The organism is Panacibacter microcysteis (assembly GCF_015831355.1).
Taxonomy (GTDB): Bacteria; Bacteroidota; Bacteroidia; order Chitinophagales; family Chitinophagaceae; genus Panacibacter; species Panacibacter microcysteis.
This window is the reverse complement of sequence record NZ_JADWYR010000001.1, coordinates 2,829,731-2,847,362: the sequence shown is the minus strand read 5'-3', so window position 1 is coordinate 2,847,362 and position 17,632 is coordinate 2,829,731. Positions and strand designations below refer to the sequence as shown.

Sequence of the window (17,632 nt, the reverse complement as noted above, 5' to 3'; positions counted from 1 at the left end):
TCATAATAAAATTATATCAATGAAATTAAAAATTGAATATTTCACGTTTGCAATCTTATTATATGGTTGCACATCTACACCCAAAGAGGAAGCTTTATCAAAAGTGAATGATTATAATGAAGCATTAGAACAAATTGTTCAAGATTCCATGGCAAGAATAGATACAGTTTCAATTAACGAAGAATTTAACAAGATTGAAATGCCATCTATTTTAGAACAAACGATGACAGAAATTTCTGATGAAATTAGTTTTAAAAAGTTATTAAGAACAGAAAGAAACTTACTTAATAAGTGGGAGCCAATCAAAGGATACCAAAGCTATTTTGGAATAAAACCCGATACACTTTTAGGATTATTAAGAAGATGCGGAACTCTTGACAGAGCGCCATCTGATGCAGAGCGATTACCAAGTGCAGGAAATGCTAGGACTGTTTCTTTAGATTATTACAGAGTAGAGGTACCTGTGGCTTTTCATATTATAGCAAATAGAAAAGGAATTGGTCTTCAGGGAAATATGTTGGTCAGAATTAATGATCAAATTAAAGCAATGAACATGGTTTATAGTAAATTCAATATTACGTTTAAATTAAATTCGATTGATACAACAACTAATGATGTTTGGTTTAATAACGCTAGCGTAAATGGTAATCTGCAAGCCTTAGTGGAAATGACAAAAGCATTAAGTAATAATCCTACCAATATTATGAACGTTTATACTCTGTCATTAAAGAATCTTGGTGAGGCAACTTTTCCATGGGATGTTAGTAAAGGAACGCCAATGGATTATGTTCTCATCAATTACAATACTTTATCCGGCGGACCCGAAACTTTTTTTAATGGGATGTATAACGAGGGTAAAACACTAATTCATGAAGTAGGTCATTTTTTAGGTTTATTGCATACTTTTGAAGGCGGAAATCCAAATATAGCATGCGATTCTGATTTAAATAATGGATGCAACACAGGCGATCAAGTGGATGATACTCCTCCGCAAAAAATATGTTATTTTTACGGATGCAACGTTAATGAAAATTCTTGTCCAGCCCCAGGAAATGATCCAGTTAAAAATTTTATGGGCTATAATCCTGACGCATGTATGAGTGAATTGACTTCTGGGCAAGGTGATCGGTTAAAACAAGGCATTATAAAATTTCGATACTACTTGATAATAAATCCTGCATGAAAATAAACTTCTTACTTTTTTTTTATTTCATAAATTGTACCGTCTCACAATCAAGTCAAACTACTAATGGATTAAAAGTGTATTCCGTCGGAGAGATTAGGTTAGTCGATAAGGACAATAATACGTATGCAATTTATTCAAAAGATAATAAAACCTATATCCCTGTAAATTTGGATACAAATTTTATGAAGAATAAGTTGAAAGTAATTTTTGAAGGAACTATTGATACAAGTAAATTGAAAAATGTTAGATTAGCTGGACTACCAATTTGGATAGACAAAATAAAAGCACAATAATTATCTTATTTCTTTCCTCCCCCCCAGTTGGTCTAAGTATATCTAAAATAAAAATCAAAGCTAGCGCAAGACTGAGGCGTGGCTTTGGTGTAAGCGTCTTGTGCATGATAACTAAACCAGGCTTAAGACGGCAAATATTCTAAGCGAATAATTATATTGCAGTGCATAACTCTAAATCATGAAATATATTTCTCTGCTGTTTCTTTGTTTAGTCTCCTCTTTATTAAAAGCACAAGACACAAGTTACAAACATTAAAAGCTGATTTATGCAATTGTTATGAAAAAAACAAAGTCAAAAAACCTCCTACACTAAATAAACCTTTACAGGGCTGTCTAGATAAGGCTTTTGAAAACAGTGCCCAGGTGATAGCTAATAAAGCAGTTTTAAAATATGGCAAAGAAGCTGAAGCAAAATTTGAGCATTTTACTATAGATATTTTCAGTGAAACAATGGTTGATTTGGTAACTAGCTGCGACAGATACTATACATATATGGATTCATCGAGATTCTATGTTATTAGCAAGGATAAAGACAGTTTGCGAAAAATGATACAATACAGAACTTATAAAATGGATAGGAGTTTGAGTGCGAATTTTTATTACTACCAAGCAGAAGTATATTTTGAACTTGGTGATTACACTCATGCATTTAAAGACATTGACAGTTCATTAATAACGAATCCGGATGATTATAAGGCAACAGAATTGAAAGGCGAAATAATGGAACTTCAGCATAATTACAACGAAGCATTACAATTATATGAAAAGGCCTATAGAATTGAGCACTCAGCGTACATGAAATTTCTCAAAGAATATCCAGATGAGTATGGCGATGACGAAGAATTGTTTTTACTGGTAGAAATAGCAGTATTAAAGAGAAAAATGAAAGAAGGAAAATAGAGTGTTTTCCGTCTCTGCAAAGTCTCCTGCAAGGACTCTGCGGTATTCTTAGCAATACAGTTAAATCAATATCTTTCTTTCGCCGCAACGTCTCCATTATAGCCTTTCGTGTTTAGCTATGGGACGTTGCGTAGTTGGAAAAAAATCATTTAAAAATCTACATTTGTATTGTAAAAGAAATCTATGAACTAACGGCAACTCATTTAAATTCTCATGAACTCAGATGTATTAGTAGGCTTCCCCCCTGTTGGTCTAAGTATGTCAAATAAAAAATCAAAGCTAGCGCAAGAATGAGGCGTGGCTTTGTGCGTAAGCATCTTGTGCGGGTTTACTAAACAAGGTTTAAGATGCAAAAACAAACTAAATCTATGCCCCAAAATGGTCCAAGTATGCAATCCTGTTTCACTGGCGCAAGTATGCAGTTTAGCTTTTACAGCGCAACCTACTTGCGCCAAAGCAGTAATTTATAACCACGGCACTAGTACGCCTACATAGTTATTTCGCCCTCCATATTTGCTACAGTGGCTGAAGGAAAGTAACAATAGCGAAAACTTTACATGCGCTTTACTAAAAGTGCTTGGCATTAAGCATCGCAAGAAGCCCGTAATATCTAAACAAGACCGAACACTTGCCGCATAAACAACAGAACGTACAAGTGAGTGACACAACGAAAGCTTCATAGTAGCATTGCAGTTGGTTACATTTAAAAAAGCAGTCAAATTTTTGGCAGTTAATAGCGCGAAATTATCTTTGTGTAAGTAACAACAAACCCTTAAAAATGTGGAGTAGCAATAATTGTGTGCGATATGAAAAAGTCATCTTCCTGCTATTTTTATATTTAGCCCTTTCATTTTTTACAACTGCAACTTTTGCACAGGCAGCATCCTCAAGTGCAGATAATGGTTTGTCGGCCGAGCTCATGGAAGGACATAATGAAAAAGGCTTTATCCAAAACAACGGACAAGTAAGTGATTTGCATGGTAAAAAAGCAGAAAATGTATTCTTTGCTTTTTATGCCAGGAACGACGTTCGTGTTTATGTTACCAACAAGGGTTTAAGCTATGTGTACAGGAAAGTAATAGACCGGAAATTACCGGCAAGGCATTCAAACAATACAGTTAAGCCGGGAGAAAAGAGCGACAGCAGCAAGATCATTCATTTTGCGCTTGAGCGTATTGATGTAAACCTTGTTGGTGCAACAATTGATTCTGCAAACACAGAAGTAGTTTATGCTACCAATAAAACGGTGTTCAACTATTTTAGTAGTAATGCTGCTGTAGCCAACCAGCAATTGATCAAGAAGATCACATTTAAAAATATTTATAAGGGTATAGATTGGGTATTGTACATAAACGGCGATACGTTACAAAAGGTGAAGTACGATTTTGTAGTTCACAAGAATGCCGATGCTGGGGCTATTAAAATCCGCTACTCATCTAATGCTACGGTTAAAATGAGTGAGACCGGCAGCCTCAATATCAGCAGTAAGTTTGGCTATATTGAAGAGGGTAAACCTTTGATTACTTCGGAAAACCATTTACTTCAAAATGCTGCAGTAGCGTATAAACTACAACGCAATACAATAACCTTTGATCTTGATAACCGCTTGAATAAAGGAGGTTTTACCATTGATCCGGATCTTGTGTGGGGAAGCTTTATAAGAACGGAAGCAGTGTTTGACGGGATCACTTCCGGCATTACTGTAGCAACAGATGTAGAGACGGATAATTGGGGGAATATTTTTGTATCGTTGGTCTGTGCCGGTAATATGCAGTTTCCAACAACTAACCCCGGTAACGGGGCGTATTATTCAGATCTCTTCGACAGCGAATTGGGAGGTAACCTTTACCTGAAATTTGATGCGGCTAAAAAATTAGTATGGGCCACTTATTTTGCAGTAGGCGAATGCTACCCTGAAATTGCCGTAAACAGCAAAGGTGCACTGATCGTTGCTGCGGCCGGCGACGATAAACTTACTATACCTTATAAAAATAACGGTGGCTTTTTTGACAGCGCTATTATTTCTGCCAATTTTCTTGCCCGCTTTAGCAATGACGGCGCACTCGAATGGTGCACCAACTTTGCAAGTACTTCAATCATTTTTTCAGATGTTGAAACAGATAGTAAAGACAATATTTATTTTACCGGGTATATAGATCAGGTACCCTTTTTACCCAAGAAAGATCCGGGCAACAATGCATACTTTAACACACTGGCAGGGCAAAATTTTATTTCCAGGTTTGACGATAATTGCAACCTGATTTGGTCAACACTATTAACTGGCGGAGAAGAATGCAGACTTGCAACTGATAAATATGACAACATTTATGTGCTGACACAAAGGGCATCTGAAGGCTATACTTTAAAAGATGCTGGTGGATTTTTTAGCCCGGCAGACGGGGTACCTGCAGGCATTATGAAATTTAACAGTTTAAGCCAGTTATTGTGGGGTACCTATTTACCAGGCTTTGCAGAAGATGTTGCCGCAGATTTATCCGGGAATATATTTGTAGTAGGTAGCCCTTACGGATTTACTCATCCCTATGTTGATCCGGGGAATGGTGCATACATGGAACCAAATCAGAATGTAAATGCTAACGGAGGATTTATTATGCGATTTGATGAGCATACAAATCTTACATGGTCCACAACTTATTTCAATCAAAAAAGTTCCAGGTTTACATACGTTCTGTTCGAAAAATACAGGAATCTGGTTCACGTATATGGATATTTGTCTGGTGTACCAAACGGGCCATTTCCTACAAAAAATGATGCGTGTAATGGCAGCTATTATGTTGAGGCTGAGATTTTAAATCAAAACTTTGCGCCTTTATTTCTCACGTTTACAAACAGTGGTCAAAATCTTTATACTTCATTAGGTGATTTTACCAATAAAGTTACAGATAGTCATGCCGAATGCGCAGTTGATAACAAAGGCAACCTTTTTTATACTTTCGGAAACATTGAGCAAACACCTGTTTATACAAATGACGTTACGCTAAAAGATCCCGGCAACGGCGCATTCTTCCAGGGAGGTGTTTTTGATGCTTATTCCTATAGTACCTACATCATGCAACTGAAGCCTTCTTCACTCAATGCAGATACTGCTTATACGCTGCCGAAAAATTGTAACTGTGATGGCACACTCAGTGTAATACCATATTGTGGTAGTGGCAACTATACATACCAGTGGAGCCGTGGAGATATAACACCTGTTATAACCAACGTTTGCCCGGGATCATATAGCGTGAAACTTACTGATTTAAATTCTTATAGCGACACAACTATTCAATTCAATATCCCAAACCCCCAGGGCAGTGTAAATAGTGCCGGCATAGCTGTAGGCGTAGAACATTGCGAAAAAAAGGATGGCACTATTGAAGTCAGTAATGTGATAGGCGGCTCGGCACCTTACTCATATTCGATAAACACGCAAGCTTTTTCCACCTTATCAACATTTACAGGTCTTGAAGCGGGTGAGTATATATTAAAAGTAAAAGATAATGATGGTTGTATCTTTATTGACACTGTGGTTGTAAGTGCGAAAGAAGGTCCTTCTGTTATATCTGCTACAAGTACTACTGTATCCTGCAATGGTGTAAATGGTGCATTAAGAATTGACAGTATCACAGGCGGTACGCAACCATTTGTTTATGCATTAAACAGCGCACCTTTTACAACGACACCTTCTTTTAACAAGCTTACTCCCGGCACTTATGCATTAAGGGTTAAAGACAGTGCTAAATGTAGCTTTATAGATTCTTTCATAGTAGTGCAGGCTACACCGCCAACCAATTATCAACTGAATGTAACCGGCGCACATTGCGATAAACAGGACGGAAGCATTTTTGTAACTGCTGTCGAAGGCGGCACTGCCCCATTCTCATACTCGCTGGACAGTATTCATTTCTATAATGACAGCCGTTTTACAAACCTGGCAAGCGGAGCTCAAAGCATTATTATCAAAGACAGCAATGATTGTGTTATAACCGGAACTTTCAAGATAAACAATATACCCGGGCCTCAGAAAATATTCTTTACACAAACAAATGCAATTTGCGGAGCTGAAACAGGTTATGTAATTATTGATTCTGTACAACAAGGTACAGCACCATTTCAATATGCAGGTAATGAGGGTGTTTTTAACAACAGTACCCTCGTTAATAATCTCGCTCCTGGTAAAGTGTTGATACAGGTAAAAGATGCATTTAACTGCATACTTACAGACTCACTTATTATTTCTAAAACGGACTCGCTAAGAGTTAGCATTAACCCGGCAGATACAACCGTGTGCTACAATGAAAAAATTATTTTCAATGCAACTATTCTAAGCACCAACGAGCAGGTACTGTTTTACTGGAACAATGTACAAACTCCTTCCACGTCTGATATATCAAACTTTACCGGCAATACTGTTATAAACCTGAGAGCTATAGACAAAGATGGCTGCACAGTAAATACAAATACAAGTGTTACAGTTAAATATTGCGATAGTTCTTTGGCGAAGTGTGTTATTTTCCCAAACGCTTTCTCTCCCAATGGCGATGGTAAAAATGATTATTTTGGTCCGCGTTACGCAGGATGTAATATCAAAAATTACAGGCTAATTATTTACGATCGCTGGGGGAGCTTACTCTTTCAGGCAAATGATATAACGAAAAAATGGGATGGTACAAGGAACAGTATTACACAACAACCAGGTGCTTATGTTTACTACTGCGAATGGGTGGACGAACTCGAGGTAAAACGAACATACAAAGGGACCGCGATACTGGTAAGATGATACTTTTTTCTATACCTCAAACTCCCATACCGTTCTGTATGTGCCATGTTGCTCAACATAAGATAAAAAGGAGTTGTAAAAAGCATCTCCACCTATCGTTGCACTATCGCCGATTACATATAGTTTTTCCTTTGCCCTCGTTATGGCAACATTCATTCGCCGGTAGTCTTTTAAAAAACCAATAGCACCATCATCGTTACTGCGCACGAGCGACAGTATTATGATCTCCTTCTCCTGCCCCTGGAAGCTATCTATAGTACTGATGCGCATTGCGGCGGGCAGCAGCTCTTTTGCCAGCGCCACCTGCCCTGCATACGGAGATATCAGTACGGTATTATGCACAGCCAGGTTTTCTGTGTCAATTAATTTCAATACTACCTGTAGCTCACCTTCATTCTGCAGGCTTACGCCATCAGTACCACTGGTCTCGTTAAAGCCTGAACCCGCTGTATCAATGAAATAAATATGCTCTGCAATATTGTCCAGGTGTGGTGCTGTTAACAACAAACCATTGTAAAAATAATTACCTGAAAAACCGGCAATTGCCTGCCGCATGCGGTATTGCGTATTGAGCAGGTAAACATTGGCTGTTGCGCCAATCGCAGCCTCCAGTATTGATTTGTTTAAACCAAGCTGCGCAGCCTCATCACTTAAAACGGTAGGGGGCAACTGCAGGTGATCGCCGGCAAGTACGTACTTTTCTGCCAGCGGAAATATGCACCACGCCAAAGGCTCAATACATTGCCCCGCTTCATCTATCAGCAGCGTGCTGAATTTCAGGTGCCCGATCTTTGCATCATACAAACCAACCGGTGTGCCAAGAACAACAGAAGCTTCAGCATACAATTTTTGTTCGTTATAGGCCTGTAGCTGCTTTATTTCTGTACGAATATTTTTCACTTCTTTAAACGACAAATTGCGCTGCTCCCTTTCTGCCTTACCAAAGCTGCGCTTGTATTTAAGTGCCATTTTTCTAAACTCTTCTGCACGTATCTTCAGCTGCTTTATTTCGTTCTTCTGTTTGCTGTTATTCAGTCTTCCTTCCGGTGTATGCGCAAATATTTGCTCATCCACTTTACTAGTGTTCCCTACCCGTAAAATAGGCAAGCCCTGCTGTATAAGAACCTTCGCAATATTATCAACAGCCGTATTACTCGGCGCCGCCACCAATACTTTCTCACCGGCTCTTACCATTTGGTAGATTGCTTCTGCCAGTGTAGTTGTTTTACCGGTGCCGGGTGGGCCATGTACAATCAACAGGCCTTCGTTCTGCATCATTGCCGCAACAGCCTGTTGCTGACTTTCATTAAGCTGATCATTCCTGAATAGCACATTTTCAGTTGTAACGCTTACGTGTTGCTGCTCAAAGACGCATTCACTGTGTATGCCCTCAAACAAACTAAAAAGACGTTTATTGTTTTCCAGGTCATTCAGCACAGTCTTCATAATGCCTGTGGTACGCTGATCGGGAGACAACTTAATACCTGCACCATTGTCCTCTATCCAGTCAGGAAAGTCTGGCGCAAACAGCCTGAATTCACCGGTTTTACCATCAAGGTTTAACAACACACCTTTTACCGGCTCCTCTCCCTGCATAAAACATTCTATGGCCGCACCATCTTTAAAGAGGTTTGTCTCTGTGGGGTAATTTAGCCGGAAAGATATTTCAGGATAATCTGCATAGCCAAAGCTTTTGCGGGTTACGGTAATGGGGTGCAAGGCCAAACCCGCTGCCTTCAACGCTTTCAGCGTATGTTGCTGATCCAGGCTGTACTGCTTTACCTGTTCCTCCTCTTCCAGTGCTATACATTGCAATAAACGTTTGATGTAAGGATGTGTAGCCGCCATGGCGCGAAAATACATGCTATTTACTTGCACGATAAAAACATTCTGTGGTACCTGGCTATGAGTAATTTTTTTATGTTACCGGCAGTAGTTTTCCATGGCATCGCCTGTTGTGTCACTCACTTGTGCGTTCTCTTTTTATGGCGGCTGTTCGCAACTGTCTAAACCCGCTACAGATTCACCATCTTACCGAAAAAGATTTTAATATGCATTGCCTTGCATAATAGCTGACTTTTATACCACACACGCGGGTTTATACTGATCGCTAAAGCTGCGCAGCGCTTCAAAAGTATAAGTGAGTGACACAACGAAAGCTTCATAGCAGCACACTGTCTGCTTCCATATATTTATTGGTTGATAACAACCTGTTTTCTTTATAATCATCACACGTACTTGTACCGGCGCACGTACAATTACCCGAAATAAAACTTGCGTAGTTACGCTCTTGCATCTGCTTTGCAGCATGTATACTTTTATGTAACCGCGGTCCGCACACAATACCAAAAAAAGTGCCCGCTGCATTAAAAGGAGTAAACCGAAAATCCTGTAAAGAGTAGGTACCAACATTAAAATAAAAAACAATGCTTGAAAAATTTTTGCAGTATCAGCCTGCCCACATGCTAGCAGGAGGCTGGGGCGTTGTACTGGGCGAAGACGGCCGGTATCATATCGTTTACATTCCATTGTGGGATCCTGTAAGGTTTAATGCTATTGGCCGCGGCATTTTTGCCTCGTATGTAATAAGGCAACACCTGTATGCCATAAACAATGCTGAAGCACGCGATATACTTACAAAGTCTTTGAAAGCATACAGCGCCGAAGTAGGAAGTGGTTTTGAAAAAGCCATGTTTGATGATGGTGATGATGGCTGGTGCGGTACACCTTATCCGCGGCACCTGCCCGGTGGTGTTGTACTCGGTGGCGGAGACCCTGCTGACCCGCCTGTGTACAGGGAGTTACTTGGTGAAAAAATTACAGCGCAACTGGAAGCGAAAGCAGGCATTTCGATGCTTGGCCGTTTGCTCGATGACAAACAAATTCTTACAGCCGCTGAAATGATCTGAAGAAAAGCTGCGCACGTAGTTGCGCAGCTTTTCTATGTTATAAACAATACATTCCGTAACTACACGGCATTATATAAGTACTTATACGCTTGTATGAGCGTTGCCGGTCTTGTATCTTGTTTTAAATGTTCCTCATTTACTAAAACAACCGCTATGAAAAAACTTACCCTGCTTATCTCATTCGCCTTACTGGCATGCGTATCCTGTACCGACAATACTGCTGCATTACAGGAAAAGATAACAACACTCGAAAAGCAAAATGCTGCCCAAAAACAACAAATAGCAACATTGGCTGTAACAGGTTATGTTATGGCGCAGAACCTTAACCACTTTGACCACAGTGGCCTCTGGAATTTTTTTGATGCACCCGAATTCTGGGAAAAAACTTACGATGTTGATCCTTCGGCTCAATGCTACAGCAAATGCGCAAACTTTTACAGCATAGCCAATTCGGCCTGCCAGAAAATAACAGACTCTGTCAAACGAATGGCCTGTGTGCAGGAAGCATACAACAACCTTATAGCCTGCACCGGTGCCTGCAGGTAGCAATATTGTACTGCGTCATTGTAAACAATACAGGCAGCCTTTGTGGCTGCCTGCCGCGTATGGCATATTGTATTAGTAACTCACCCTGCAAACCTGTAATTGGGTAGCAGAAGAACAAGCTGCATACATGTAATTATTTTAAATTTATACCATGCAACCGCAATTCGCCATACTACTAGTCCTGCTGTTGTCAATACTGCTTTTGCTGGTTTATTTATTCATCATCAAACCTTTTTTTATGTCGCACGCTCTTAACCGCTACCATTTCAAAGTAGAATGGGGTGGCAGAAGTTTTGGATTTACGGAAGTATCTGGTCTTGATATAGAAGTCGAGGCTGTCAATTACAGGAATGGATCAAGCCCGGAAGATCATGTGAAAAAAATACCCGGCCTGCGTAAGTATGCAAACGTTACGCTTAAGCGTGGTATCACAAAAGGTGACAATGATTTTTTCTCGTGGATCAACACCAAAAGAATGGGTGACATTGAGCGGAGGGATGTTGTGATCTATCTGCTGGATGAAGACCACAACCCTGTAGTGGTATGGCGGCTTAGCAATGCTTTCCCTATACATTACTATGGGCCTGTATTAGCGGCTGCAGACAGCGATATTGCCATAGAAGCACTGGTGCTTACGCACGAAGGGATGACAATAGAGCATACCTGATTGATCGGGTATGCCTGTTGCTATACACACCTGTTTTGCTTGGACAACAGGAAGATGGAAACAAACACCAGGCCCGTTCCTGATCGCTGAAGCTGCATAATGATATGAACGCACAAGTGAGTGACACAACAAAAGCATCATAGCAATACAAATGCCGGCACAAAAAAACAGCCGGCATTACTACCGGCTGTCATACCATATCATTGCACCACTAAGCAAGTGTACGAACCGATGGTTCTCTTTCAAAAAAGCGTGTGGACGCTGCTTTCACAAATTGCCTGCTGATCTCCTTTATACCTTCATCTTCCACTACGTTTGCTTTATCCAGCAAAGGTTTGGCGTCGCTGTTGTAACCGATAGCTTTCAGGTGACCGAAAGCATCCATTACCCATTGTATGGCAGCGGCCTCTTTTAGCATTTTCGTGGCAGCATCTGCAGATAAGATAACGGCCACTGCATCAAAAATCTGTGACGGACTGCCCATTAACTGGCCATCTGCTTTTACTTTGGTGTTGTCTGAAAGCATTACCCCGCCTACTTTTGGCGCAACCAGCTTACTGGTGCCACCGGCTTTTTCTATCTCTTCCTGTAGCTTACCAATCATATCAGCATCGCTTCCATCTGCTATTAAGATACCCACGCACCTGCCTTTTAGCGTAGCTTTCATATTTTGCTGTATGGATAATGCAGGAGAAGCATCGAAATCCTGTACCGGCGCTGCTGAAGGAGATTTGGCCGGCAGTTCAACACCAAGGCCATCTGCCACACGTGCAGCAAGATCTTCAGATACATTGCGCAGGTTGGCAATTACACGCAACTGCACATGCTCAAGTACCACTTTTGATAACTCAAACACCAGTGCTGAAGCTATGTGCGCCTGCTCATTCTCTGTCTGCGACCGGAAGAATAACCTTGCCTGGCTATAATGGTCTGCAAACGACTCTGGGCGTATCCTCAGTCTATCTCCCTGCTCTTCCATTTCGGGCCTTCCTTTGAAACTGGTAAAGCCTGTTACAGGACATTCTCTTGGCCCGCTTTCTTCACCGGCCATATCGAGACTATTGGGTTCATAATTTGCGCGGCCTTTGAATACATTTGTCTGCATCATCCCATCCCGTTGCATATTCATGTATGGGCACTTAGGCGCATTGATTGGCAACTGGTGAAAGTTTGCTGTACCCAATCTTGATTTTTGGGTGTCAAGATAACTGAACAACCTGCCCTGCAATAACGGATCGTTTGTAAAATCGATACCGGGTACAATGTTGGCGGGGCAATAGGCAACCTGCTCTGTCTCTGCGAAGAAATTATCAGGGTTGCGATCGAGCACCATGCGCCCTACAATCTTTACAGGTATTACTTCTTCCGGTATCAGCTTGGTAGAATCCAGCACATCGTATGGCAGCGCATCTGCTGTTTGCTGATCAAACAATTGCATGCCGAGTTCCCATTCAGGGTAATCGCCCATTTCAATTGATTCAAACAGATCGCGGCGGTGGTAATCATTATCTGCGGCCTGCAGTTTCAGTGCTTCATCCCACACCGTAGATTGTAAACCGAGCCTGGGCTTCCAGTGAAATTTTACAAAAGTAGATTTACCATTTTCGTTTACCAGCCTGAAAGTGTGTATACCAAAACCTTCTATGGTTCTTAACGATCGTGGAATGGTACGGTCACTCATTGCCCACATGATCATATGTGTAGACTCGGGCATGAGTGAAATAAAATCCCAGAAAGTATCGTGCGCACTTGCAGCCTGTGGATAGCCTTTGTCTGCCTCCATTTTTACTGCATGAATCAGGTCTGGAAATTTAATGGCATCCTGTATAAAGAACACCGGAATATTGTTGCCCACCAGGTCCCAGTTACCTTCTTTTGTGTAAAATTTTACCGCAAAGCCGCGCACATCTCTTGGTGTATCCACAGATCCTGCCCCACCTGCAACGGTAGAAAACCTGGTAAATACAGGAATTTTTTCGCCTGCACGCTGAAAAAGATCTGCCTTTGTGATGTCAGATAATGATTCATATAGTTCAAAATATCCATGTGCTGCCGAACCTCTTGCATGTACAATTCTTTCGGGTATGCGTTCATGGTCGAAATGAAATATCTTTTCACGCAGCATAAAGTCTTCCAGCAATACAGGACCGCGTTGCCCGGCTTTCAGGCTGTTCTGGTTATCGGAAACATGAATACCCTGGTTGGTCGTTAATACCGGGTGTTGTTCATCCGTGGTTTGGTGTGTTTCTCCACCAGGTGTTTTGTTGTTAGCCTTTTTCATGATGACTGAGATTTTTTGAAATGATGATTTTGTAATAGTGCTGTTGGCAGATGTTCCGTTTTACACAGCTTTATGTGTTGTAGTGGTAAAGCTGCACCTTGTTCCATCAAACTTTGTTCCACGTTATAGTGTAGAGCAATATGAACCCGGCAGCAGGAATGCTGTTATGCTTCCGTTGCGTCGCACTCTTGTACTGTATATCAATATTCAGCAGTGCCGGGTGTAACTTCACCATGGTATCAGCCTGCAGGCTTTCTGTAACAACAAAAAATAAACCCATTATTATGTTTATTACGCCTGCTTGCATAGGTTTGTGTATATGAAAATATTTTCTTTCGTTTTTGTTTTTATCCTGCTTACTGTTACATCAAACGCAGGTATTGCAGATACTGTAATGGCACACAGCAATGCAATGCATAAAGACATCCGGTGCGTGGTTATAACACCTGCAGCGTATGATGGTAAAAAAGATTTTCCCGTGGTTTACCTGCTGCATGGTTATAGCGGCAACCAACGCGACTGGATAACAAAAGTACCTGCGATAAAACAATATGCCGATGAGGACAGCCTGATCATTGTGTGCCCTGATGGCAACTTTAATTCCTGGTATTTTGATGCACCAATGGATTCTGCTGTACGATATGAAACTTTTATAAGCAAAGAACTGGTGACTTTTATTGATGGCCGTTACAAAACAATAAAGGATAAAAAGGCACGCGGTATCACCGGCCTTAGTATGGGCGGGCATGGCGCATTGTACCTTGCTTTTAAACACCAGGATGTATTTGGTGTAGCCGGCAGTATGAGTGGTGGTGTTGATATTAGACCATACCCGCTCAACTGGGATATGGCAAAACTGCTGGGCTCTTATAAAGAACATGCTGGAAACTGGGAGGATAATACAGTTATAAACCTTGTGCATTTACTCACACCCAATACAACAGCCATTATTTTTGATTGCGGTACAGACGATTTCTTTTACAAAGTAAACCTTGCCCTGCATGAGAAACTTTTGTATGCGGGCATACCGCACGACTTTATTGTGCGCCCCGGCGGTCATACATGGGAATACTGGGCCAACGCAGTGCCGTACCAGTTGTTGTACATGAAAAGCTATTTTGCCAAACAGCCTGAGTGAAAGAGCACAGCGCAACCTGCCAGGGCAGGCTATGCTTTATTGCCTGCAGCCGAAAAAGGAACGCTGTAGTTGCCATAAAAAGGGGACGCACAAGTGAGTGACACAACAGGCGATGCCATGCAACACTATTGCTGATGAAAAAAACTTTATTGTATTTGCCATACTGCGGCTTCGTACGGTTGTAACGTTCTGCCCTTGCTGGCAGTTGCATAATTTGATATAAGGCATTTAGCTTTGGAAAGATCGACGCCGGAGATAAACGCTGCCTTTTTACTGCTGAAATTTAGCAGTACTAATAGTTTGCGGCCATCCTGCTCACGGGTGTAGGCATATACATGCGGGTTGGTTTTATCGAGTAACGTGTATTTACCATACACCAATGTTTTATCAGACTTTCTCAGCCGAACCATCTTTCTGAAATAATTCAAAACAGAATTCGGGTCTTTTTCTTCAGCAGCAGCATTGATGGTTTTATAGTTTTTATTTACTTCCAGCCACGGCATGCCGGTAGTAAACCCTGCATGTAAGGAATCATTCCATTGAAACGGCGTACGCCCGTTGTCTCTGCTGCTAAAATGCATTTCTTTTAGAAATTTTCCGATATCTCCGTTTGCATTGGTAAGATGGTGGTATTCATTAAGCACCTGCATATCTTTATACTGGCCGATAGATGTAAAGTAAGGGTTGGTCATACCAAGTTCATCGCCATAATAATAGTAAGGCGTGCCACGCATGCTTAGCACAAATGTTGCAAGCATCATAGAAGCCTTGTCTCTGTAAGCGGGATCATCTGTCGCAAAACGACTCACCATTCTTGCCTGGTCGTGGTTGGCAAGAAAGATGGACAACCAGCCGTTTTCAGCAAATGCACTATCCCATTTACTGAATACTTCTTTAAAATGCAATAAGCTGTAGCCACCTGATTTTGCAATATCCACACCTTCGAAAGCATAAGCCATATTCAATTCCTTCCGGTTTGCGTCTACAAGGTTGTGTGCATCTTCAAATGAATTGCCGGCACCTTCGGCCACGCTCATCAGCGGGTATTTGCTGAACACCGCCTCATTCATTTCTTTCAGGTAATCATGCAGGCCCGGCCCCATTGCATAATACTTTGACAATTCTTTTTCGTAGCCTTGCGGGAAAGGCGGAAACGTGGTGTCTTTTGCCGCAAACTGGAAAGCGTCCAGCCGAAAACCATCAATACCTTTATCTGCCCAAAACCTCATAATGTCAAATACCTCTGTCCGCAATGCCGGGTTTTCCCAATTCAGGTCTGGTTGTTTGCGGCTAAAGTAGTGCAGGTAATATGCATTGGAAAGTGAATCGTATTTCCATGCATCGTGGTTAACATCAAAAATGCTATAGCGGTAAGGCGGTGTACCTCTCTCTGCATTCCACCAATGATAATAATTACGATATGGATTGTTACGGCTGCTGCGGCTTTGCTGAAACCAGTAATGTTCATCACTGCTGTGGTTCAGCACCATATCCATTACCAGCTTTAAACCACGTTCGTGCATGCCTTTGAGCAGCGCATCAAAATCAGCCATCGTACCAAACTCTTTCATGATACTGCGGTAGTCGCTTACATCATAACCATTGTCATCGTTTGGCGATTGGTATATTGGATTGAGCCAGATAACATCTACGCCGAGGCTTTTGATATAATCAAGTTTAGAAATGAGCCCTTTCAGATCTCCTATCCCATCTCCATCACTGTCTTTAAAACTGCGCGGATATACCTGGTAAACGATCGCTTCTTTCCACCATGCTGGTTTGTTTCCATCCTGGGAAAAGGCAGTTGAATAGCACAGGGAAAAGATCAGCAGGCAACGAAGAAAGAATGACCTCATACAGCAGTATTTTATAGTACCGAATATAAACAAAACCGTCCTTCAAAAGTGTTGCACCGCAAATATGGGCTGTGTAAAATAAATGTTGTAATACTGGTATGAAAGCTGTTGCTGCTGTGTTTCTGCCTGCACAACAGTTAACTAATTTAAGTATGCCAGTTGAACATACTCCACGTAAATACCCAATAAAATATGCCACAGCATATAGTGACCTAACCTTGTAAACAAGGATGCCATAAAACCAGCTCTCCTGTAAAAAACCGCCTGCATAAAATTCATAGCAAAGCCTGTAACAAACGCATATACAAGTACCCACACTGCACCATCAGACAGTTGCTCCAAAGGTTCCCGCAATGCGGTTAATACAGCGAGCAACCAAAAAAGAATATTCCATGTTTTTGCAGATGCCTTTGCTTTTTTTGCTATGCATAATACCAGTGTAAGCGGGATGAGCCGGTAAAAAATCTCCACTTCAAAGGCGCCTGAAACATACAGGCCAACAGAGTAGGGAAAAGGTTGTAAAAAAGGGGGCATGCTCTCATAAGGTTGCGGATGTAATATGACGACAAAAACAATTACATCCATAATGGCAAACAACAAACCTGTGAGCAGTGGCAGCAGAATTCTTTTTTTGTTTGAGATGCCCGGCTGCCACCAATCTGGCAGGCCGGCAGGTTGCTGTAATAAGGCAAACGGCAAGCCTGCTAACAACAGTGCCCAGGCAGCCCAATCCCATACGCGGATGTTCGTTTTTTGCTGCGCAAGCTGCTGACCCGCTACAACCGTTATTGCCGCCACCAGCAGCAGGCAGGCATATGTAATGAGGGTATTCTTTTTCATCTGTAATTATCTGTTCGGCAAAATAAAACGAGCAGCAGCGTATAACCACCCCGTTTACGAACAAATGTATTTTTTTTTGCATGAATTGTATATGATCGCTGCAGTTGCTGCATGCACCGGCGTACAAGTGAGTGACACAACGAAGCTGATAGCAGTTCCAATGCCGGTAACAAAAATATTTCACTCCTCACCTTTACAACTGATCTTCCAAAAAAGACAATTTATACACATAC

The 17,632-nt window shown here is 41.4% G+C and carries 12 protein-coding genes; 8 read left to right on the top strand and 4 right to left on the bottom strand.

Annotated elements, in window-relative coordinates; translation table 11 throughout:
• The first annotated feature begins 19 nt into the window (after positions 1 to 19).
• From I5907_RS11655 to I5907_RS11640, 4 genes are all read left to right on the top strand, one after another.
• On the top strand, positions 20 to 1,183 hold the full coding sequence (locus I5907_RS11655) for a zinc metalloprotease (RefSeq protein WP_196990884.1): 1,164 nt from the start codon (positions 20 to 22) through the stop codon (positions 1,181 to 1,183).
• Positions 1,180 to 1,479, top strand: coding sequence for a hypothetical protein (locus I5907_RS11650; protein ID WP_196990883.1), 300 nt, complete (start codon positions 1,180 to 1,182; stop codon positions 1,477 to 1,479). The genes I5907_RS11655 and I5907_RS11650 overlap by 4 nt, the downstream gene beginning before the upstream one ends.
• Positions 1,480 to 1,683: 204 nt before the next feature.
• Entirely contained in the window at positions 1,684 to 2,379 is a 696-nt protein-coding gene (locus I5907_RS11645; RefSeq protein ID WP_196990882.1) for a tetratricopeptide repeat protein, read from the top strand.
• Between the two features lie 778 nt (positions 2,380 to 3,157).
• The gene (locus I5907_RS11640; protein WP_196990881.1) at positions 3,158 to 7,162 is read left to right on the top strand and encodes a T9SS type B sorting domain-containing protein; all 4,005 of its coding nucleotides are present in this window, start codon (positions 3,158 to 3,160) and stop codon (positions 7,160 to 7,162) included.
• A 9-nt stretch (positions 7,163 to 7,171) separates the two neighbouring features.
• Here I5907_RS11640 and I5907_RS11635 read toward each other — a convergent pair whose 3' ends face one another.
• Complete coding sequence (locus tag I5907_RS11635; protein ID WP_196990880.1) at positions 7,172 to 9,010, bottom strand: AAA domain-containing protein; 1,839 nt, start codon at positions 9,008 to 9,010, stop codon at positions 7,172 to 7,174.
• Between the two features lie 578 nt (positions 9,011 to 9,588).
• Between I5907_RS11635 and I5907_RS11630 the strand changes: the two genes are divergently transcribed.
• From I5907_RS11630 to I5907_RS11620, 3 genes are all read left to right on the top strand, one after another.
• Positions 9,589 to 10,071, top strand: a complete 483-nt coding sequence (locus I5907_RS11630) for a hypothetical protein (protein ID WP_196990879.1) — start codon at positions 9,589 to 9,591, stop codon at positions 10,069 to 10,071.
• A gap of 153 nt (positions 10,072 to 10,224) precedes the next feature.
• Entirely contained in the window at positions 10,225 to 10,617 is a 393-nt protein-coding gene (locus tag I5907_RS11625) for a hypothetical protein (RefSeq protein WP_196990878.1), read from the top strand.
• A 238-nt stretch (positions 10,618 to 10,855) separates the two neighbouring features.
• Positions 10,856 to 11,284: a phage tail protein gene (locus tag I5907_RS11620; RefSeq protein ID WP_196990877.1), complete on the top strand. Its 429-nt coding sequence runs from the start codon at positions 10,856 to 10,858 to the stop codon at positions 11,282 to 11,284.
• A 211-nt stretch (positions 11,285 to 11,495) separates the two neighbouring features.
• Here the strand turns inward: I5907_RS11620 and I5907_RS11615 are convergent, their stop codons facing one another.
• The gene (locus I5907_RS11615) at positions 11,496 to 13,565 is read right to left on the bottom strand and encodes a catalase (protein WP_196990876.1); all 2,070 of its coding nucleotides are present in this window, start codon (positions 13,563 to 13,565) and stop codon (positions 11,496 to 11,498) included.
• A gap of 319 nt (positions 13,566 to 13,884) precedes the next feature.
• Between I5907_RS11615 and I5907_RS11610 the strand changes: the two genes are divergently transcribed.
• Positions 13,885 to 14,703, top strand: coding sequence for an alpha/beta hydrolase (locus I5907_RS11610; protein WP_196990875.1), 819 nt, complete (start codon positions 13,885 to 13,887; stop codon positions 14,701 to 14,703).
• 146 nt (positions 14,704 to 14,849) lie between these two features.
• Here I5907_RS11610 and I5907_RS11605 read toward each other — a convergent pair whose 3' ends face one another.
• Both I5907_RS11605 and I5907_RS11600 read right to left on the bottom strand, forming a co-directional pair.
• Entirely contained in the window at positions 14,850 to 16,559 is a 1,710-nt protein-coding gene (locus I5907_RS11605; protein ID WP_196990874.1) for a glycoside hydrolase family 13 protein, read from the bottom strand.
• 141 nt (positions 16,560 to 16,700) lie between these two features.
• Entirely contained in the window at positions 16,701 to 17,399 is a 699-nt protein-coding gene (locus I5907_RS11600) for a hypothetical protein (protein ID WP_196990873.1), read from the bottom strand.
• Positions 17,400 to 17,632 lie beyond the last annotated feature (233 nt).